General features: G+C 62.7%; 22 protein-coding genes and 2 pseudogenes. 2 read left to right on the top strand and 22 right to left on the bottom strand.

Annotated elements, in window-relative coordinates:
- The 3 genes and pseudogenes from MRBLMA1_RS06370 to MRBLMA1_RS06360 all read right to left on the bottom strand — a co-directional run.
- A pseudogene (locus tag MRBLMA1_RS06370) lies at positions 1 to 127 on the bottom strand (electron transfer flavoprotein subunit beta/FixA family protein); the annotation flags it as partial.
- Between the two features lie 113 nt (positions 128 to 240).
- Positions 241 to 1,440, bottom strand: coding sequence for an ADP-forming succinate--CoA ligase subunit beta (gene sucC, locus MRBLMA1_RS06365; protein ID WP_363735693.1), 1,200 nt, complete (start codon positions 1,438 to 1,440; stop codon positions 241 to 243).
- A 139-nt stretch (positions 1,441 to 1,579) separates the two neighbouring features.
- The gene (locus tag MRBLMA1_RS06360) at positions 1,580 to 1,912 is read right to left on the bottom strand and encodes a hypothetical protein (RefSeq protein WP_363735692.1); all 333 of its coding nucleotides are present in this window, start codon (positions 1,910 to 1,912) and stop codon (positions 1,580 to 1,582) included.
- 70 nt (positions 1,913 to 1,982) lie between these two features.
- On the opposite strand from MRBLMA1_RS06360, the gene MRBLMA1_RS06355 reads away from it, so the two are divergent.
- Positions 1,983 to 2,381, top strand: coding sequence for a low affinity iron permease family protein (locus tag MRBLMA1_RS06355; RefSeq protein ID WP_363735691.1), 399 nt, complete (start codon positions 1,983 to 1,985; stop codon positions 2,379 to 2,381).
- 47 nt (positions 2,382 to 2,428) lie between these two features.
- On the opposite strand, the gene MRBLMA1_RS06350 is transcribed toward MRBLMA1_RS06355, so the two are convergent.
- Both MRBLMA1_RS06350 and MRBLMA1_RS06345 read right to left on the bottom strand, forming a co-directional pair.
- Positions 2,429 to 2,608, bottom strand: coding sequence for a hypothetical protein (locus MRBLMA1_RS06350; RefSeq protein ID WP_133651642.1), 180 nt, complete (start codon positions 2,606 to 2,608; stop codon positions 2,429 to 2,431).
- A gap of 152 nt (positions 2,609 to 2,760) precedes the next feature.
- Positions 2,761 to 2,967: a hypothetical protein gene (locus tag MRBLMA1_RS06345; RefSeq protein WP_363735690.1), complete on the bottom strand. Its 207-nt coding sequence runs from the start codon at positions 2,965 to 2,967 to the stop codon at positions 2,761 to 2,763.
- A gap of 209 nt (positions 2,968 to 3,176) precedes the next feature.
- Here MRBLMA1_RS06345 and MRBLMA1_RS06340 point away from each other — a divergent pair.
- Positions 3,177 to 3,833: pseudogene (locus tag MRBLMA1_RS06340) on the top strand (glycosyltransferase); the annotation flags it as partial.
- Between the two features lie 59 nt (positions 3,834 to 3,892).
- Here MRBLMA1_RS06340 and MRBLMA1_RS06335 read toward each other — a convergent pair.
- From MRBLMA1_RS06335 to MRBLMA1_RS06255, 17 genes are all read right to left on the bottom strand, one after another.
- Positions 3,893 to 4,852 (bottom strand): phosphatase PAP2 family protein, encoded by a 960-nt coding sequence (locus MRBLMA1_RS06335; protein WP_363735689.1) that lies wholly within the window; start codon positions 4,850 to 4,852, stop codon positions 3,893 to 3,895.
- 99 nt (positions 4,853 to 4,951) lie between these two features.
- A complete protein-coding gene (locus MRBLMA1_RS06330; protein WP_363735687.1) occupies positions 4,952 to 5,800 on the bottom strand; it encodes a DNA adenine methylase in 849 nt (282 codons plus the stop codon).
- Between the two features lie 249 nt (positions 5,801 to 6,049).
- Entirely contained in the window at positions 6,050 to 6,535 is a 486-nt protein-coding gene (locus MRBLMA1_RS06325; RefSeq protein ID WP_363735686.1) for a hypothetical protein, read from the bottom strand.
- Positions 6,532 to 6,852 carry a hypothetical protein gene (locus MRBLMA1_RS06320; protein ID WP_363735685.1) on the bottom strand — a complete coding sequence of 107 codons (321 nt, stop codon included), beginning with the start codon at positions 6,850 to 6,852 and terminating at the stop codon, positions 6,532 to 6,534. Before MRBLMA1_RS06320 ends, MRBLMA1_RS06325 begins: the two co-directional genes overlap by 4 nt.
- On the bottom strand, positions 6,852 to 7,238 hold the full coding sequence (locus tag MRBLMA1_RS06315; RefSeq protein WP_363735684.1) for a hypothetical protein: 387 nt from the start codon (positions 7,236 to 7,238) through the stop codon (positions 6,852 to 6,854). Before MRBLMA1_RS06315 ends, MRBLMA1_RS06320 begins: the two co-directional genes overlap by 1 nt.
- Positions 7,235 to 7,768, bottom strand: coding sequence for a TIGR02594 family protein (locus MRBLMA1_RS06310; RefSeq protein WP_363735683.1), 534 nt, complete (start codon positions 7,766 to 7,768; stop codon positions 7,235 to 7,237). Before MRBLMA1_RS06310 ends, MRBLMA1_RS06315 begins: the two co-directional genes overlap by 4 nt.
- A gap of 63 nt (positions 7,769 to 7,831) precedes the next feature.
- Positions 7,832 to 8,251: a hypothetical protein gene (locus tag MRBLMA1_RS06305; RefSeq protein WP_363735682.1), complete on the bottom strand. Its 420-nt coding sequence runs from the start codon at positions 8,249 to 8,251 to the stop codon at positions 7,832 to 7,834.
- Between the two features lie 26 nt (positions 8,252 to 8,277).
- On the bottom strand, positions 8,278 to 8,847 hold the full coding sequence (locus tag MRBLMA1_RS06300) for a hypothetical protein (protein ID WP_363735681.1): 570 nt from the start codon (positions 8,845 to 8,847) through the stop codon (positions 8,278 to 8,280).
- On the bottom strand, positions 8,847 to 9,635 hold the full coding sequence (locus tag MRBLMA1_RS06295; protein ID WP_363735680.1) for a hypothetical protein: 789 nt from the start codon (positions 9,633 to 9,635) through the stop codon (positions 8,847 to 8,849). The genes MRBLMA1_RS06300 and MRBLMA1_RS06295 overlap by 1 nt, the downstream gene beginning before the upstream one ends.
- 95 nt (positions 9,636 to 9,730) lie before the next feature.
- Entirely contained in the window at positions 9,731 to 10,687 is a 957-nt protein-coding gene (locus MRBLMA1_RS06290; RefSeq protein WP_363735679.1) for a DUF2793 domain-containing protein, read from the bottom strand.
- A 9-nt stretch (positions 10,688 to 10,696) separates the two neighbouring features.
- Complete coding sequence (locus MRBLMA1_RS06285) at positions 10,697 to 13,882, bottom strand: phage tail protein (protein ID WP_363735678.1); 3,186 nt, start codon at positions 13,880 to 13,882, stop codon at positions 10,697 to 10,699.
- Positions 13,875 to 14,327, bottom strand: coding sequence for an NlpC/P60 family protein (locus MRBLMA1_RS06280; protein ID WP_363735677.1), 453 nt, complete (start codon positions 14,325 to 14,327; stop codon positions 13,875 to 13,877). Before MRBLMA1_RS06280 ends, MRBLMA1_RS06285 begins: the two co-directional genes overlap by 8 nt.
- Positions 14,324 to 15,394 (bottom strand): baseplate hub protein, encoded by a 1,071-nt coding sequence (locus tag MRBLMA1_RS06275; protein WP_363735676.1) that lies wholly within the window; start codon positions 15,392 to 15,394, stop codon positions 14,324 to 14,326. The genes MRBLMA1_RS06280 and MRBLMA1_RS06275 overlap by 4 nt, the downstream gene beginning before the upstream one ends.
- The gene (locus MRBLMA1_RS06270; protein WP_363735675.1) at positions 15,391 to 16,017 is read right to left on the bottom strand and encodes a DUF2460 domain-containing protein; all 627 of its coding nucleotides are present in this window, start codon (positions 16,015 to 16,017) and stop codon (positions 15,391 to 15,393) included. Before MRBLMA1_RS06270 ends, MRBLMA1_RS06275 begins: the two co-directional genes overlap by 4 nt.
- Positions 16,017 to 18,854: a phage tail length tape measure family protein gene (locus MRBLMA1_RS06265; RefSeq protein WP_363735674.1), complete on the bottom strand. Its 2,838-nt coding sequence runs from the start codon at positions 18,852 to 18,854 to the stop codon at positions 16,017 to 16,019. Before MRBLMA1_RS06265 ends, MRBLMA1_RS06270 begins: the two co-directional genes overlap by 1 nt.
- A 4-nt stretch (positions 18,855 to 18,858) precedes the next feature.
- On the bottom strand, positions 18,859 to 19,053 hold the full coding sequence (locus MRBLMA1_RS06260) for a hypothetical protein (RefSeq protein ID WP_363735673.1): 195 nt from the start codon (positions 19,051 to 19,053) through the stop codon (positions 18,859 to 18,861).
- A gap of 125 nt (positions 19,054 to 19,178) precedes the next feature.
- Positions 19,179 to 19,805 carry a hypothetical protein gene (locus MRBLMA1_RS06255; protein WP_363735672.1) on the bottom strand — a complete coding sequence of 209 codons (627 nt, stop codon included), beginning with the start codon at positions 19,803 to 19,805 and terminating at the stop codon, positions 19,179 to 19,181.
- Positions 19,806 to 19,814 lie beyond the last annotated feature (9 nt).

The raw sequence follows: 19,814 nt of genomic DNA, 5'->3' as shown, positions 1-19,814 counted from the left end.
CCGCAATCTCGTCGAACGGGTTCATCGACATCTTGACGTTCGCCAGATCGACGCCCGTCCCATCCGCCTTCACGCGCGGCTTCACATTATAGTCAATCACCCGCTTCACGGGCACAAGGATCTTCATCTCCAACATCCTTCCTTCATTCACGCCAAGCTCGCAAATGCGAACGCGGACGCGGGCAGCCCGTTACCGGACCACCCGCACCCCTTGGTGTCTTGTTCAGGCGAAAAGCTGCGTCAGGCTGCCTTCCTCACTTCCGCCACGATCTTCTTCGCCGCGTCGCCCAGATCGTCCGCCGGGACGATGGCCAGACCCGAAGCGGCCAGAATGTCCTTGCCCTGCTGGACGTTCGTGCCTTCCAGGCGGACAACCAGCGGAACCGACAGGTTCACTTCCTTGGCGGCGGCGACGATGCCCTCGGCAATGATGTCGCACTTCATGATGCCACCGAAGATGTTGACGAGAATGCCCTTCACCGCCGGGTCCTTCAGGATGATCTTGAAGGCCGCAGTCACCTTTTCCTTGTTGGCGCCGCCACCGACGTCCAGGAAGTTGGCGGGGAATTCGCCGTTCAGCTTGATGATGTCCATGGTCGCCATGGCCAGGCCCGCGCCGTTCACCATGCAGCCGATATTGCCGTCGAGCTTGATGTAGGCGAGGTCATATTCGGACGCTTCGACTTCCGCCGGATCTTCCTCGGTCAGGTCGCGCAGTTCGGCGATGTCCTTGTGACGGAACATCGCGTTGCCGTCGAAACCGACCTTGGCGTCGAGGACCAACAGATTGCCCTGCTCGGTCAGCGCCAGCGGATTGACTTCGATCTGCTCGGCGTCGGTGTCGAGGAACGCGGCGTAGAGCGAGGCAGCCACCTTGGCAGCCTGCTTAGCCTGATCGCCGCTCAGGCCCAGGGCGGCGGCGATCGAACGACCGTGATGCGGCTGGAAACCGGCGGCCGGATCGACAGAGAAGCTGTGGATCTTTTCCGGGGTCGAGTGGGCGACCTCTTCAATGTCCATGCCGCCTTCGGTCGACACTACGAAAGCGACCCGGCTGCTGGCGCGGTCGACCAGCAGGGCAAGGTAGAATTCCTTCGCAATGTCGGCGCCGTCGGTGATGTAGAGGCGGTTGACCTGCTTGCCCGCTTCGCCGGTCTGGATGGTGACCAGCGTGTTGCCGAGCATGTCGGTGGCGTGGGCCTTGACCTCATCCAGGTTGAAGGCGAGGCGGACACCGCCCTTCGCTTCAGGAGCGAGTTCCTTGAACTTGCCCTTGCCGCGGCCGCCGGCGTGGATCTGCGACTTCACGACATAGAGCGGCCCGGGCAGTTTCTTCGCCGCTTCGACAGCTTCCTCGACGGAGAAGGCGGCATAACCGGCAGCGATCGGCGCGCCGTATTTGGCCAGCAATTCCTTCGCCTGATATTCGTGGATGTTCATGGGGCTCGCCCGTCCTTTCCGCTGAAACTCTTCTGGACAGCGGCTAAGCACAGGCAGGGAGCCAGCGCCAGAAAATTTCGCAAAATGACTTTGCAAAATTGCAAAACCTTTGCGAAGCGACAGCGCGGTTATTGCGAAATCAGCGGTCGATGGCGCAGACGATCGCCGCCTTGCTCGTCACGGCAAATATCTCTGGATCCTCCAGCGCGCGGACCTTGAAGAGGAACCGGTCCACCGTCATGTCGCCCATGTGAGATTTGCGGAGCGAGGCCAGCGACTGGAGCCTGCGGAGCTGCGCCAAACTCAGCCGATCGACCATCCTTTCCGCCATGCAGCCCGCCATGCGGGGAGACACGCCCGCATCGATCAAGCCCGTTCGCAGGCGTGATTCGGGCGAAACCGTCGCACAGGACATCAGGAAGAGAGAAGCGCCAAGCCCGCAGGCCAGCGCACGGAAAGGGATGGCTGTCATCCCGCCTTCATGGCAAGCATGGCCTGAACAGGGGCTAAATATTTGCTATGGCCAGCGGAGAAAAAGAAAGATGGACCGGATTTTCACAGCCTTTGCCCACCGTATCGCAAGTTGGTCTGGCCAGCCTGCCGCTTTCATCCTGGCGGCGCTGATCATCCTGGCCTGGATCGTGACCGGCCCGATCTTTCATTATTCCGACACATGGCAGCTCATCATCAACACCGGCACGACGATCGTCACCTTCCTGATGGTGTTCCTGATCCAGAATGCGCAAAATCGGGATGGCTCAGCCATTCAGGCGAAAATGGACGAACTGATACGCGCCCTTTCGACAGCACGGAACGAGTTCATCGGTATCGAACATCTGACCGAAGCAGAACTGGAGCAGATAAAGTCCATGCTGGAAAAGGAATGCGGTGACGATGCAACGCATCATGAATCGATAGCGCGACTGATCAACCGGCTTTGACAGAGGGGTCGTCACGACCAGAGTATCGTGGGGAAATGCGGGGACGCTTAATGGGTCAGATCGACCAGATTTTCATTCTGACGCCTGTAGGCATCGATCTGATCCGTATAGCCGCGCGCAAGACCCTCATAGGCTTCCCGGCCCTTCGCCGACCGGCTCATCTGCGCACGGATCAAGGCGACCTGCTGCCTGTGCAGCAGATAATTTACATCCATCTCCCTATTCATATTCACCCTCCTACCTGATCGTTGAAAAGATTGGCTGGAGTTCGCATCAAGTGCGATTCGCTCTGCGGCAGCGTCAGGATAACACCGGCCCAGTAGCTATACGATTCCGTCCGACGCATGGGAAAGGCGGCTGGACGAGTAAATCAGGATCTTCAGCGGTATTTGGCACGTCGCAGGACAAGATATCCCGTCACGGCCGAAAGCCGCAAGCCAGCGAGAATGCTGCCGAAGATGCCGATCTGCTTGCCCAGACCGCGCTTCAATTCCGGCCCGGCCTCCGCATGAACAAAGGCATGATGGAGATGCCCCGCAGGCCCCGGCAAATTGGCGAACAGCATGGCCAGGGCGACAGCCCCCATCAGCAGGAGGCGGCCGCCCGCCCCGCTTCGCTTTTCAGAAAATCACGCAGCGCCGAGGAGCGCCGATTGATCATGCTGCTTGCTCCTGTGGGAGTGGGCTGGAAGAGGGCTGAAGATCGATGTTCATTCCGATGTCGCAACCAATAAATGTTTGAGAATCAATTCTTTGCTGCCATAGCGCGTCCGGGGAATACAGGGAGCCGCATTCCGTGGGGGAGACCATCTTCGTTATTCTGGGGAGGGTTCATCATGAAATTCTGCTGTTCGCGGTTGTGGGACTGGCGATTGGCGGGATCGATGATTTCATTATAGACTCAGTTTTCCTGTGTCGTCGGCTGTGGCGCAAGCTGATTGTCTATTCGCGCCACGAGCGAATGACGACGGCGACCCTGCCGGCTTCGCGGCAGCCGGGCCGCATCGCCATCTTCATTCCCGCCTGGCAGGAGGCCGATGTGATCGGCCGAATGTTGCGCAATGCGCTGAACCGCTGGGGTAATCAGGACTACCGCATCTTTGTCGGCATCTATCCCAATGACCGAGCCACTCTGGATATACTGACGCCCCTCGCTTCCGGCGAAGAGCGGCTGATCCTGTGCATCAACGAACGCGACGGGCCGACCACGAAGGCCGATTGCCTGAACCGTGTCTGGCGCGCCATGCTTCAGGAGGAAAGACGTACCGGATCGCGCTTCAAGGCGATCGCCCTGCATGACGCGGAAGACGTGGTTCACCGCGATGAAATCCGACTGTTCGACGTGATGACGGACCGATTCCAGCTCGTTCAGCTTCCGGTCCTGCCCCTGCCCGGCAATGGCGGCTGGTGGTCGAAGCTTATCGCCAATCATTATTGCGATGAATTTGCGGAACCGCGTTGGCCGTTAGCGTATGTCGGCCGAGGCCACCAAAACAGCCTTGCCATGGCCGCCTAACCGGCGCCACCCTCTGTCATACCGACCAGCTTAGAAGCCAGCCATATCGCGAACAATGCTATCGACACGCCGCCGACGAGGTCGATCAAATAGTGGCTGCCGCTGATCAACGCAGCCGCACCCATGCCCACGCTAAGCACAGCTAAAACCGGACCTACCCAGCGCACGCTAAGGCACGTCCATGCAAGAAGTAGCGACGATCCGGCGTGAAAGCTTGGAAACGAGACTAGACCGATGAATTGCAGCGGATCGATCACCCGTTGTCCATGGTCGCGTATAGACGCGATACGACCATCGAAAAGCCAAGGGTAATCGGACAACGCTTTGGGCGCGTCGCTTCTAGCGATGTGAAAATATTCGTAGGGACCGATCGCGGGGAAGTATGGATAAATTACCACCGTAATGGCTAGGCAAATGCCCCAGGCGAACATCAGCGCCCATGCTTCCTTCCGCTGATTACATAGTGCCAGCAGCGTCAAGACAACGTAGGGAAGCGGGATGATCAGTCGATACAAGCCGCTGTTTACATCAAATAGCCAAGGATGGGCCAAGAAGAGCTGGTAAAGGGCAAGCCAATGAAAGCCCACCGCATCATCAGCACTCAATAAGGCCGCATCCTGAAACGGCAATGCCACCGCCGTGACCAACGTGATCAGCATCAGCGAACCCATCGACACCAGCGTCAGGGTTGCGATCGAGCTGAGCCAAAGACCGATGCGGATCATCCCGTATCGCCGCGCCAGGCCACCGCCAAGCATCAGCCATGCATAGAGCAGGAAGCTGGAAAGAATGTGCGTCGGCACCAAGGTGAAGCTGGTGAATGCAAAACCCACCGTCGCTGCGCCTATAAACAGCCAACTCACCACCAAGGCAGGCACTGAAAGTGGGTCGATGACCGGCAGCCGCGAATCCGCCGTCAGGAACTTAAAACGATCGAGTATCGCTGAGGTTATCATGAAGCCTCCCCTGCGCAGGACGGCAAATAATAACCGGGAAGTTTCAACAAACGAAATCCAATAACTCTATCGCGGCGCCGGTCACTTCAGAAGGAAAAATCAGCCGCCGCAGCTCCCAAGCAAGGCTTTTAGCGATGCATCGATATTAGTGATGACCAGCTCGCGCGCGTCGGTCGGCGACCCGCTCCCGATTGAATAGAGTAGGTCGACCTCCACCATCTGGAAGGCGCCGAATAGCTGCCGGATTTCGGGGCAGTCATTGATGCTGAGCAGGAAAGTGCCCTCGATCGCGGACATCTGTTCCGCCATTGTCGAGAATTGCGAACGGTCGAATAGGTCCGCGCCATAGTCCCCCTCTGACCCAAAATAGGGCGGATCGAGGTAGAACAGCGTGCCCGGCCGATCATAGCGCCGCACGAAATCGTGCCAGCGCAGCCGCTCGATCGTCACCGCGGCGAGCCGCTCGTGCAGCTGCTCCAGCATCGGCGCCAGGCGCGTGACATCGAAGCCTCCGCTGTTCATCGGATCGACGCCGAAGTTGCGGCCCGCGACCTTTCCGCCGAACGCCAGGCGCTGGAGATAGAGGAAGCGCGCCGCCCGCTCCAGGTCGGTCATGGTCGAAGGATCGACGCGCAACAGCTTCTCGAATCCGCTGCGCGTGGTGAGCTGGAATCGCAGCATGTCCAGGAAGGCGACATAATGGCGCTGAAGGATGCGGAAAAAGGTGGAGACATCCTCCGACCAATCATTGATATATTCCGCCCCTGGGCGGCGCGTGCGGCGTAGGAACACGCCGCCCATCCCCATGAACACCTCGCAATAGCTGTGATGCGGAATACGCTCGATCGCGCGCACCAGCATGCGCGACAGGCGACGCTTGCCGCCTATGTAGGCCGCAGGCGGGCTGACGGGTTGAACGAAATCATCAAAAAGGTGGCTCGACTCCATCGCTGTTCTTCCGATACGTCTCCCCTCACCCGGGCGCCGGGTGGCGGGATGGACCCGACAGGATCCTGTTGGGGACATGGCGGTGACTACCCGCCGGCTTGAAGCGTGTCCGCGCTTCGGCCCCCGTCTTCAGGGCACTCTCAGTGGCGGCCCTTCGACCGCTTTGCTACTTCCTCATTGTGCCGGATGATCTCAGCCCGGCTTGCGACGTAGGCGTTCACCACCGCCGCATGCCGCAGGCGACACTCATCATTCAGGCCCGCGTTCGGTGACGTTACCCGCGCCAGCGTCGCCCACATCGGGTCCGCCAGCTGTTGCAGCGTCGGGCAAGGCGCACTCAATTCCGCCGTCAGCGCGGCGGGAACAGGCGCTGCCGGCGAGGGCGGCGTTGAGTTGACGCCACAGGCCGTCAGACATGCGAGCATCAGGGCGGGCAAGCGCCGGATCATTGGCGATTTCCTTTTCGATTGCGGGCTGGATGATGGTGCGGTGATAGACCTTCACCGCCGCGATCTTGTCGGCTAGGTCGCGGTCCTGGAAGCGAATGACGCCTGCCATCCGCTCTTCGCTGTCACGCAACAGCCCGTCGAACATCGCCCTAATTTTCAGCTGGTCCATCTGAAAATCATTGCGCGCGCGCTGATAGCCCCGGTGGTCGACATACCAGAGCCCGCCCAGCACGGCGGCGACGACCAACAGGTGCGGTCCGATGCGGGAGAGGAGCGCGCCCATCACGCCTGCTCCGCCGCAGCCCGGATGCGATCGGCCGCATCCTCGCCGACGCTCTCGACGGTGTTGCCGCCCACCTTCAGCCTGAAGGTGCGCCGGCCGAGTATGGCCGACAGGCCCGTCAGCACGATGCCGATGAGCACCAGACACCCATAGGCGAAATAGGCGACAGGCCACGGCCCCGGCGACTTGGCGGCCAGCACCGTCAGCGCGAACCATGCGATGGCGGTGCAGGCAATGCCACCCGCGCCGAGGAAGACGATGCCGACCATCCGGCGCCAGTCGCGGGCCGTCCAGCCGGTGGTGTCAGGGAGGAGGGTCATCAATCTTCCTCCCCACGTCTGGCGAAGATCAGGCCCAACGCATTGCGCGGCCCGCTATGACGCTTGTTAGCATGCGTCCGAGGCTGAAACTGGAAATCCACCGGAAGCCCGGTCTGCTTTGACAGCCGCTCCGATATGGCGACCGTCATCACAATCCAGCGAGGGTCGAATTCCCAATGCTCTTTCGCGTGCGGAAAGAGCGTAGCGAACGCCTCATCATCCATGATCATGCGCACGTCGATGTCGCGCCAATCCGGCCGCTCCAACGAGGACCCAACCAGATAGCACGTTCCGGGGAATGCCTGATTCAGCAGCTGGCACTCCGCTTCCAACGCGAAGCAGGCGGGCGCACCGACATACACGGCTTTCTTGCGCGGCTCGCTCATGCCTCGTTCACCGACAAAGCTCCGCCGGCCGCGACACGATAGGCTTTCACGCTCTTGGGCTGCTCGCGGTAGATGGGCCGGCGGAACGCGATGCAGCGGGCCTTGGCGATTCGGGCGATCGTCACCGCATCAGACTGGTTGCCGCCCAGAACATGAAAGGCGTGCCCATCCTCGGCGACATAGAAGCCGACATGCCCGCCACCGCCGGAGCGCTGGAAGACCAGCACGTCCCCCAACCCAGCCGCAGGCGGCGCGATTCCGAACTTGGCCCAATTCCTTGCCCACAGCGGACCGCCGACCACATCCTTCCCCGCCCGCTTGGCGACGAACGCCGCGAACAGCCCGCACCATGGCACCGCGTCATCGGAATATGTCGACGCAAGTCCCAGCTCCTTCGCCCAGCTCATGATGACCGGATTGCTGGCAGGCCCCGCCTTCTCGATCGTGCCGACCAGCGCCAGCCCTTCCTGAATCGTGCGCGGCAACGTGCCGACATTGGCAAGCCACTCGTATCCCTTGGGATAATGCATCGCCCTTCCCCCATGAAAAAGGGCGCCCGAAGCGCCCCATGTAATTGACAAATGTGCCGACGGTTACGGCTTGCCCGCTTCCGCTTCGTCGAGCCGGTCCAACGACCGCGCCATGTCCTCCGGCACCGCCAGATGGATCGGGAAGGCTTCGGCGAGGATCTTCTGCGCCTGCATCAGTGCCATTGATTGCGGATAACGCTGGAGCAGCTCGGCCGCGACCAGATGAAAGGCCAGGCGCCATTTATCGACCTGCTGCTCGAAGCTGGCCAGGCGGGCGTCGATCTTCCTGTCGAGCGCATCCTCGCGGGCCTTCAGCTCGTCATGCCAAACCTGCAGCTTGGCGGCGCGGGTCTTCGCTCGCGCATCCCTCCAGTTGAGCAGCCAGGCCATTCCCTTCCCCAAAGCCATGCCCACCGCGATCACCCCAGCGAGGACGCCCCCGACCTCGCCCGACGAAATTCCACCTGCCCCCGGATCAGGCATAAGCTCACCCCCTTGCTGTGTTCGAACTAGATATGCGTGTTGGCCCACGCCTCGAAAAACTCGACAGTTAGGATGCTCGCCCCCCCAAACTCGGTGCCAGACAGATTGAGGGTCTGAGAGCCGCTGTTGGCCTGGATGCGATAGACATGGCCCGCCGTGACTTCGATCAGTCCAGAATTCAGGGTCTGCCCAGACTCATTTGCCGACACCTTGATGTCGATCGCCACGTCAGTCGACGTGGTGACGTTATAAAGGGAGAGGTATCGATTGCTGGTCGAATTGTTCGCCCACCCTGCCCGCAGGTTGACCCTCATGACAGTGATGCCCGATGGAACAGTGAAATCGGTCGTCGATGAACCGGAAGAAAAGGCATTGAGATTGTCATGCATCTCAACGTCCCAGCTTACGAGCCGCCACGCGCCGGTGACGATCGACTGATTGGTGCTCTTCTTGAGCGCCAAAACGCCAAGAGGGCCGGGCATAGCGTTGCGCTTTTTGGCCTTGCGCGAGTTGCCGCCGATGGTTTCGATCTCGATCAGATCATCCTTATCGACGACAGTGATGGCGGTGAAATCGCTGATCTTCTTGTTCGCCATCAGGCGGTCCTTTCAGTAGAAATGCGCAGGTCAGAGCCGGATTGCATGTCGCCGGCGGTGAGGCGGCTGTCGGAACCGCTATCCATGTCACCAGCGGGAACGCGGGTGTGCGTCGTATAGCTGGGCGTCCCGATTGTCGTTCCGCTGGCGGATGCACTAGCGCTGAGCGATCCGTTGATCGCCGTCACGGTGCAGGCGACGACATGCCCCACATCACCGGAAACATAGGTGTAGCTGGCCGATGTAGCGCCGCTGATCGCGACGCCGTCTCTAGTCCACTGGATAGACGTGCTTGGACTGTTGTGCGTGTAGGAGACGGTGGCAGTGTCGCCTTCGGCAAAGAAGCCGGTGTCGGTCGTTATTGTCGGCGAAGCACTGAAGGCGGGGGTGATCGGTGTACCCGTGGCCAGGATCACGGGGGCGCCTGTGAAGGAACCAAGAGAACCAGCGTTAGCGGCTGCGCCGTCGGCATAACTGTCGGTGAAATAGTAGCAAGTGTAAGCGGTATCAGCCCGCACCCCGAAATTATTATCGGTCTGCACGCACAGCGCGTAGAGTTGCCCGGCGACTACATCCAGAGGCGTCGTGAGCGCGATTTTCTTGGACTGGCTGGTGTTGATCCCGCTTTGCGATGCGGTTTCCGCCAGCTTTACTCCCCAGCTTGTGGGCGACGAGGCAGCGTATATGGCCAAGCGGAAATTGCCAGTGTAATTCGCTCCAGTCCCGTAAAGAACGGTCAAGTGGGTAATGGTCCCGCTCGCCGGCGCGGTCCACGTGCTACCCGCCATGAAGCCATTGCCAATATTGACCTCAGTATTTCCAACAGACAGCCCGAAGCTGAGAATGGCGATTCCCCCGAACGCGTAGGAGTTGACCATCATGCTCATGTGCGATGGCCGATCAGATAAACCTTGACCCCGGCGCCCGCGATGGTGGAGCCGACCTGGTCGAAATCGATCGTGATCTCCGCATCATCGGCAAGGCCGCTGTCTGAAATCACGGCAGCGGTCGCGGCGGTCGTGCTGGTCTTCTCGCTCGCGTCGATCATCAGTTTGGTAGAGAGGATCGTTGTCCCGCTCTCATTGATGTCGATGAGGATGGTGGAGCCCGTGGGCGCGGTAGTGACGCTGGCCCGCACCGCCGTCAGGGTGAAGGCATAGGGCATCCGAAAAGTGACCTTCGCCGTTCCAGCGGTGATCGCCGTTGTTTCATCCGAGCATGCGATGATCAGGCTCTCGGTTGGTTTTAGCGCAGCCTGGATCACTTCGAAGGTTTCGGCGTCACCCTCGTCGTTGTAGGTGACGTCGATCGTGGAACTATCCGCCAGCATCGCGCCAATCGCATCGCGCGCCTGCTCATCCGTGTAACCGGCCGCCGCAGCAACCGGCACCCATTGCCCGGCCCCTTCATCCCATGACAGAAGATCATTATCGGCGGGCGCTGGGGCGTTTACGTCCGTCAGGTCGTTGAGGTATGAGACCCCGCCCGGTGCCGTGACCCATGCCGCACCGTCATATTCGATGAGAATATCTTCATCGCGCACGAACAACTGGTTCCCGTGGTTATCCACGGTCGCGAAATACCAGCCGTTGCTCGCATTCGCGCCAATCGCGATGGCGAGTTCGCCATCATGCCCAGCCCAAGCTCCGGTCGCGGTCGCGTCCACCAGATAGCGCGCGCCGTTCGCGCAACTGCCCGGAGGCGCGGTCAGGTCGCGGTCCTCGATGATAGAGCGGCTCGCGAAGGCATCGAAAATGAACGATGCTTCGTTCACCACGTCCCATGGCGAAGCCTGCGGCCCCGCCCACATGGGCGCGCCGGTGTTCGGAAAATCTGTCATTGGATACCCTTAGGCTGCGATCTGGAGCGGGAAGCCCCGCAGGGAGAGAGGCGGCGCCACCTGGTAGAGGTTCACCGTCAGGCTGGATTGCGGCGCGCCGAAATCGACTGTCTGTTGCGCGCTGCTATAGGCCAGGGGCAGGCTGTCGCCGGCGATGGTCCGAACGACGACCGCGCCGTCGAGAATGTCGCAGGACCAGCTTTCGCCCGTCTCGCCGAGCGGCACGTCCTGCCCGTCGACATTGGCCCCGCCAAGACGTGTCCGCCGCACAGCGTCGATCGACCAGTCGCCTGACCCGCTATCGAGCGTCAGCGCCCCATGAACAGGCGCATAGGGTTTCTGAGCGGCCGCACCGAAGGTGACGGTTTCGACAGGCGCGCTCGCGTCATCACGCCCCTGGGTGATCGCCTTGTAGTAATCGGTGTCGCCGATCTCGGACACGCCCATGCTGCGCTTCAACACCGCCGCGTCGATCAGCAGGAGGCGGTCCCGAACAGCATGCATCGAAAGATGCTGCTCGGTGCCTCGGCGACCCCGCAGCAGGCCGGACAGCTCATAGGTGCGCGGGGCCACCAGAGTCGCGGTGGCGAACTGCACATATTCACTGCCGATCAGCGCGAGGTTGAGGCTATCATCGAGCAGCAGCTCGTCCATGGTGACGCTCGATAGCTCGCCATGGCCCATGAAGACCGTGACGACATTGCCCATGTCCGGCACCCAGGGCAGCGCATCGCCCAAAACATCGGTGCAATAGCCCCATGTCGCGGCGCTCTGGTAGGGAACCGCTGCCCAGTCCGGGTCGAACTCATCTTCGTCGCCGCTGTCGCTGGCCCAAATTTCGGCGCCGGTCCAATACACGTCCTGTCCGTAGGGACCGGCCGCGACCATCAGGAAGGGCGACGCGCTTTCATCCGAATCGACGGCGAGCGGCGCATCGATAACCATGCCCTTCGACAGCGCGGGCACGAGGATCTGGCTGGGCGCACGCGAATCCATCGGCGCGCCCGTCCCGCTGCTGCGCCCCGCGAGCGAGGGATTATCGCGCACCCATTGGGTTTCCGTGATGCGATCAGCGCCGATGCGAGTGGAGACGCACCGGGCCGTCCGCTCACTCTCGTCCAGCTCCATCGTATAGACGCTGCCGGGCGTGATCTTCAGGTAGCGATCGGAAATCGCCAGCTCGTAACTTTCCTTCTCATAATGCTGGCGGCGCATGAAGCGGTCGGTCAGCTGGCGCGCATTGTCGACATCGGTGGCGACGTTGCGCATGTCGAGCTGCGTCACGCGCTTGGTGCGGACTGCGTCGGCCGCTCGCGCCGACTCCGCGACATTGCCCTGCTGATCCTTGTCGACATCGGCGAAGGCCATCGTCACCTGTAACGGCAGGTCTTCATCCTTGGCGACCGTGATGCTGAAGCGCTTGTCGCCGCTGCGGACGATCTTGCCGGTCGGGATGAAGCCCTCGCTCGCCGTCCCGCGTGGGCGGAACCGGACGATGAAGTCTTCGGAGACCGGATCGATATCGTGCGCTTCCAGCACGGGCGAGAGGATCGACTTGGCCGCGCCGGGCGTGAAGCTGAAGCCATCGACTATGTCGGTGCAGAGCGAGGCGTTATAGTCGGCATCGTCGACGCCGCACATATCGCTGACCATCGCGATGATCTGCGCAATGGTCACACCCTCGCCCGTGATGCGGTCCAGATAGCGCCAGACGAAGTTGCCTGTTGCCCCCGATTGGGTCAGCAACGCATGATTGAACGGATCATAGATGACCCAATCGGCAAGCTCCCCCACCGGCCAGTCCAGCAGTGAAACCGTCCTGATGATCGAGGCGTCGCGCGTAGAATATTCGGTCGGCCCCACCCATATCGATTTCTGGCCCGGCCGAGAGTGACGGAACGCCATCGGCGGCGTGAAGACATTGACGCCGTTGTTCGCCGTCGAGGCCGTGACCGTCCAGCTGGTCGTATCGACCATCATCACCTTGCCGCCCTGCCAGACGAAGAAGGCGCCGTTACCGCCGTCGATCGCGAAGGCGTCGCCGGTCTCGCCGGTCGTGACTTCATTCACCTCACCATAGGGCATGATCGAAAAGGCAATCTTCGGATCGGTACCCACCTGGCCGACAGCCCAAGGGCGACCGTTCACATCCTCGAAATAATGGGTGGCGGAAAAGCCGGGATAACGCGCTTCGACGCGTCCGGTGCCAGGGTTCCAATATTGCGTCTGTTGCCAGTTGAAGATGGGATAGACGCAGACCAGTCCGCCGACATAGGCCACGCCGCCGGGCGGTTCGTCGAAATCGCCAGGTCCGGCCAGAATGACATACATTCCATCGGGGTTGGTGAAGGCAAGATAAACGTCCCCCCAAACACCGCTGATCGAATAAAATGACCCGCTAGGCGTCATCGCGCCCAGGCCATGATCCAGCTTCATTTCCGACATCATCGATCGCGTGCCGGCATCCCATACCGTGACGGTCGGAGAATTGAGGTGACCGATGTAAAATCGGGACCCGTCCGGACTCGCCATGATTGTCCACAGGAACGGCGTCTCGCCGGTGCTAGGCGAGGAATCGACAAGATCGAAGGGATAATATGGCGCGGCGGAAGTGACGGCTTCAATCGTCGGCTGGGGAAGCCGATTGCCGAACTTCTCCAGCGGAACTTCCTCCCACATGACCAGCGATTGCCCGCGATAGGCGGGGCAACTGCCCTCCCCATGCTGAGCCTCTATCGTCAGCAGCATGCGGGGATCAGGTTCCTGATCCTCCGCGCCCAGCATGAAGCGCAGATATTCGCTGAGATCGGCGTAGACGCCGCCAGCGGCGAAGGCACTGATCGGTCCTCCCCCTGTGGCGTCATAGACCAGATGCTTGTCGAGCCAGATGCGCGTCACCGCGTCGACAGGATGGTCGGCGATGTGATTCGCCCAGGTCCCGAAATATTTATACTGATTATATTTCCCGCCCTTGGTCTTCCGCTTCTTCTTCACTTCGCGCAAGTCTTCCGCGAACAGGAAGGAACAGCTGTCGAACCGGCGCGTGCCGAGGAAATAATTTTTCTGGTCGCCGGGATCGCCGAGGCTGACGGACAGATCCGTGAGACGCGGCCCCTCGATCTTCCGCGAAGCCTGAAGCCCCATCTGCGCGGCGGTGAGCGCCAGTGTCAGGCCAAGGGAAACCGGATCAGCCATGGGCGGCCTCCTGCGCAATGATCGAGGGGAAAGCCCAAGCCGAATCCAGTTCGCGCGCGACTCGGCCCTCGGTCCAGGGCGCGGAGACGACGGCGCGCGGGCCCGCGCCCCAGCAATGCAGCATGCGGCCGCGATCGACGAGCAGGCCCAGATGTTGGGCCTTGCCCCTGACCATCAGCAGCAGCACGTCGCCGGGCCGGGGCACATCAACCCGCACCAGCTCGGCTTCAAGCCCGCGCCGCAGCAGGGCCGCATCGATGCGAATTCCATAATCGGCAAGCCGCGCGTGGAATCCGTCCGCCTCCGGCAAACCGCAGGCGCGGGCGACGCCGACGACCAGCCCCTTGCAGTCGCAGCCGGCGCCGCGAACGCTCGCCTGCTCATGGTAGGGCGTTCCCACCCAGCGCCACGCCTCCGCAACGATGTCCGCGCGTGTCGCCGTCATTGTCCGCTCTCCGGGCTACGCAGCACCTGGTCGCTGCCTCGCTGGTCGGGCTCACCCCGGAAGTTCCAGGTGTTCGCCCAAGTGTCGCGGCAATAGTTGCGGGTGTTGAGGCAGGGACGGCGGATCACCAGCGTGTCGCCGACTTCCGGCAGCACCGGCATGCCGGCATAAAGCTCGATCGTGCGGCTCGACGCGATCCAGTCGAATATCTCGATCTCAGGATCGTTGACGAGCGCGCCGCTGGTGAAGGCGACCCGGCCATAGTTCAGCTCGTCGTTGGCGGTGACGATCGGCAGGGCCGCCAGCGCGAAGCTGAGATCGCTGTTGACGGACGCGACCTCGGCCTCGATCGTCGCCGCCTTGACGCAGGTCCATGTCGCGCTGCCGTCGCCCACGGTCCCGCCCAGCGTTGTCGGCCAGCTGGGTTCGCTCGCGCCGGTCGTGCCCGCGACAGAGCAGGTATAATGGAAGCCGTTGAACAGCGTCGGCCGCACGAAGTCGCCGACACCTGCATCCCATGCGCCACGCATGGCAACATCGGCCAGATCGGTCCAGACCGGCGGCAGCAACGGATATTTGCATTTGTCGCTGCCGAAGGTGGTCGAGCAATAGGGCGAAGTCACCCGGCCGATATCCTGATTATAGCTGGCGGTATGACCGAGGCCCTCCAGCGCATAGGAGCGCCCGTTGATCAAAGGCTGGCCCAGCTTGCCGCCCAGCACCTTGATGACGCCGGAGCCGATGCTGGCATGGTTCACCTGAAAAAGCCGAAAGCGGGAGCTGTTCCAGCGACCGCCGAGAATGTCCTCGGCCGTGAACAGCGGACCGAGCGGGCCGCTCGCCTGAAAATTGTCGGCGCCGAGCCCGGCGACAAGCGCAACCTCCGAGAGGGCGAGGCCGCGCACATAGTCCAGCGCGCCGTCGCCAAGGTTGATGGACAAGGTCCGGTCATGACTGGTCAGGCCGACGCTCGTGCCGTTCGGCGCATCGATGCGCAGACACCAGCTGAGCGAGCGATTCGAGGATGCCAGATGGGAGGCCAGGCCGACGGGGATGGTGCGGCTCATGCGCGCCACTCCAGCAGCGGCACACTGCCCGCGCTGCGGCTGTTGATCGTGTCCCAGCTGATCCGCAGCAGATCGTCCTCGAAGCGCACCGGCACATCGAACTGGAAGCCTGCCGTAAGGATCACCCCCAGCGCCGGCGCGACCGAGAAGGTGACGACGCCCGTCCCACGATTCACGGACCAGCCCGTGGGGGCGGCAACGCCATCCTTGGCGATCAGAACGGTTCCGGTAACAGGCCAGAGGACCGGCACGTCAATAGGGCTGACGCTGTCGGCATAGCGCTTCACCAGCGGAAAGGCCGTGGTCGCGCCATCGCCGGTTCCCAGCGGCTGATCGGTCATGGTGGCGGATGAGTTACCGTCCGCCTTGCTCGTGAAGTCGATCCAATCCTTGAACAGGAAGGGCCGCGCGGCGCCGCGCCGCGCCGCATGGAAGGCGCGCAGCAGCCCAATATCCTCCGGGGCCTTCACATTGTGCGAGATTTCGTAGCGGCGCAGCGGCACCGCCCAATTCTCGTTCGCCTCCACGCCGCCGTCGTCGGTGGGCACCACGTCGGTGGAGAATTCAAAGCCGCCGTTGGATCCCTTCGACCACTTCTCCGGCAAGCGAACATCGTCAACCATCAGGCCAGCCCCCTCCGGCGGAAATCATCCTGTTGCTCGGCCTGACGCCGCGCGACCTCTGCCCCCGTGCGCCGGCGGTCGGGCGTGGCAGGCACATTCCAGTTGTTGATGATGGTCTGGCCGGCCCCCCCCCCGCCGCCGCCGAAACGCGAGGCGACCTGACCCTTTAGCAGGGTGCGGAAGGCGCGGGCCTGGGATCGGTTGAGCACTTCCTCGTCCAATTGCAGCACCGACAGGAATTCGTCGTTGCGGAGCGTACCGTTGTGCAGGCGCGGCAGTGCCGACACATCGAAGGGAAGCATCCGCTGCTTGCCGCCGGGCCCGACGCGGCCGCCGTCATGGTAGATGCCGCCCAGAGTGCCACCATAGACGGCATCCGTGCCCGCGCTGGTGACGCCGCCGCCGATCGCGGGGCCGACCAGCCGCGATCCCAGACCGATGATCGTGCCCAGCAAGCCGCCGCCGCCCGACACCGAACCACCCGTCGCCATGGCGATCAGGCTGTTGAACGCCGAACCAAGCTGGCCCGATTGCGCGGTGATCGCATTCATGCCTTCGGCGGCCCTGTTCGCTTCGACTCCTACATCGGCCAGCGGGTCAACAATGGGCGAGCCGCCAGCGGCCGCGACCCGCGTGAGCGCATCGGCTGCCATACCCGCCGCCGTGGTCAAGCGCAGAAATTCCGGCTCCGCCTGGATACCGAGCTGCTGCGGCAGACCGGGCAGAATGTCGCTCTTGGCCTTGGCGACATTCTTGGCGACATCATTGCCGGTGATGCCGTCGATGAATTTGGCGACCGGCTCCTCGATATTCTTCTGGAGAAGCCGCTGAAGGGGCAGGTCTATCAGTTGGCTGAGAATGTCGCGGGCGCTGCCGCCATTGCGGATGATATCCGTGAGGGTGCGGCCCACATCCTGGCCGAACCCCTCCCACATTTTATTGCCCATGCGGCCGAGGTCGACATAGTCCTCGGCCAACTGCTTCATGCGACGGCTGAAGGTGAAGGCGCTGATCGCGCCGCTGTCGAAGGCCGCCTGCACATTGGCGACTTCCTGCGCGATCTTCTCCAGCGGCGTGCGGGTTTCCTCGAACAGCTGGGTGGCGATGCGCTGCCGTTCGATGAACTGCTTCTGCGCCTGCTCCGCGTCATACTCGGCGGCGGCAAATCTCCGCACCGCGACTGTCTGCTGATCGACGATCGCGGTAGCTTCGGCCCGCGCCTGCGCTTCGTCGAAATGCCCCTTCGCCGCGAGACGACGCGCCGTGACTTCCTTCTCGACCAGCTCCGTCGAAATCCGCCGGGCCGCAGCGTCGATCGCCTGCTGGCGGACGACCGCCTCCAGCGCGTCACCCTCCAGCCCGAGCCGCGCATGCGCCTCATCGGAGCGCAGCTTGTAGCTGTCTATGACCTCCTGGTTAGACTGGCGGACGCGGTCGGCAGCATTGCGCGCCTGCTCGGATTCGCGGGCCAGCCGCTCCGCTTCGCGCTGGGCGTCAGACTTGCCGCCACCACCGCCGCCACTGCTCTTCTTGGGCGTGTCCGGCTTGGCGAGCAGGGCTCGGGCCGCGGCATCAGTCGCCATCCCCCGCGCGCGACGGCCCATTTCCAGCATCTGCTCGACCGGGCTCGCGAAGGCCGACCGAGTCTGCCTCGGTTGCTGTTGCTGCGGTTCGAACCCATGCACGATGATATCGGCGGCCTTGGCCGGGTTGATAGCCGCCGCGCTGATCTGGCGCGCATAGTGCAGGAACGCGCCCAGCTTTCCGCTGGCGGCCTCCGTCTTGCCGGACAGCCAATCCATCGCCGACGAAATGGCATTGAGCCCGCCGATCAGGATGTCTTTCGCGCCGCTGCCCTCGCTCCATTTGGCGAGCATGCCCGTGAACGACCTCGTCACATGATCGGTCGCTTCAGAAAGACTGTCCGGATTGTTGGCGACCGCCCCTGCCAGCGCGTCCATATAGGCCGTCTGGGCCTCAGCCGTTTTTCCGGCCTCCGCCAGCTTCATCACCGTGATGGTGATTTCCGGGTTCAGATCGTCGCCAAGCGCCTTTCGCAGTTCCTCGACATCGTTGCGGGCAAGGGCGCTCAGCACTGCGCCCATCTTCTCCGCCTGCTGCACGACATCGTCGGGCGTATCGCCAAGGTCGGCGGCGATGGTGAGCGCGCGCTGCAGTTCGGCGCGCGCAATGCCGGGCACGCGCGCAAGGGCGGCGGCAGCCTTCAGCGCCCCTTCTTCGCTCGCCTTGGTGGAGTCCGCCGCCTTTTCCGCGAACGTCTCCAGTTCCTGCGCCGTGGCGCCAGACACATTGCCCGTGAGCGCCAGCGTCTTGTTGAAGCGGGCAATAGCCTGCTCATGCTCATCCTCCGCCTCGGCCGCCTTGACGAAACCATAGGCCAGCGCGGAAACCCCCACCGCCGCTACAGACGCGACCCGACCAAGGGTGACGAGGCGAGCCTCGGCAGCCGCCGATTTCGTGGCGAGATTCTCCAGCGCCTGCGCACCCTGCGCATCGTCTATGATCTTCTCGGCTGCGGCGACCCTGGACGAGACATAGTCGCGCCGCTGGCGCCGCACCACCGGCGCGGAATCGCTCGCGGTCGGGAACAGGGCGCGCGCTTCGGACCGGGCTGTCCTGCGGCGCTCGCTGAGCATTGCCGCGGTCTTTTCAGCATTGGTGGTCTTGATGATCGCCTTTTCGGCGTCGAGCGCTTCCTTTTCGATCTGGCGAAACGCGACCCCGCCGGCGTCGCCGACCCGCTTGAAGTCGCGCTCCGCGTCGGCAATGCCGACGATGCGCAGCGCCAGGTTCACGGCGCGGGCGGTCTGAGCCATGCGGTCAATCCCTTGCGGTCTTGCGGTCGCGCGCCGCCTGAAGGTCACTCCAGGCTTTCAGCACGATCGTGATGGCGGCGACGGTCCAGGCGGACTGCATGAGGGGGCCGCCGTCTTCCGGCATCACCCCGTCACGCCACAGCCTGGCGAGCCGCACGATCAGCGCGGTCTCGTCGTCGACCAGATATTGCGGGTGCACATGGAGCCAGCGGACGCCTGCGGGCTCCTGCGCGATGAAGGAATCGCCGCGCAGGGGATCGCGCGGCGTGTAATCCTCGCCGCCGTCATAGGCCCCCGGATCGAAGGCCCAGGCGGCGGCGATGATCAGTTTTTTCTTGTGGCCTCGTCGGGCGTCAGCAGGCTGAGCGCGAAGGTGCCAAGCTGGAGACGGTGCTGCGGAGGGATGCTCTGATAGCCCTCCTCGATCATCAGGCCGTCCGCGTCGCGGGGGAAGACCTTGCCCCCGATCTCCGTCAGCAGCAGGCGGACCGAGTCGATGCGGCTGATCTCTTCCCAATATTCAGCGTCGGCGCGCAGCTCCGCCCAATCCTGGCAGTGCCGGTCGAGATTGGCCTCGATCGCCAGCACATCAGGGTAGAGCTTCGCCATCTCCTGCCGGCGCTCCGCCTGCTGCTCCGCCAGGAGCACGGCGCGGGCTTCCAGGTCCGGCTCATCGATCTGGTCCTCATCGACGGGCACGAGCAGATCATACCAGCGTTCGAGGATTTCAGCCTGGCGGGCGCCCTCAGCCGCGTCGCCCGCGGCCTCCCCGATGCGGCGGATGCCCTCGGCCCCGATCGCACGATACTCGGGCAGCGTCGGGCGCCGCACGCGCGCCATGCGCAACCGTCGGCGCATGGCGGGCAGATCATACACATCAGGGCGGCGGAACGCATAGTCCACGCCGCCCAGCGTCTTCACATGGCGGTGATCCCGCAGCACAGTCGTCATCAGGGCACC

Source organism: Sphingobium sp. LMA1-1-1.1, from assembly GCF_040676365.1.
Taxonomy (GTDB): Bacteria; Pseudomonadota; Alphaproteobacteria; order Sphingomonadales; family Sphingomonadaceae; genus Sphingobium.
Note: the sequence above shows the minus strand (reverse complement) of the source record. Positions and strands in the feature narration are given on the sequence as shown.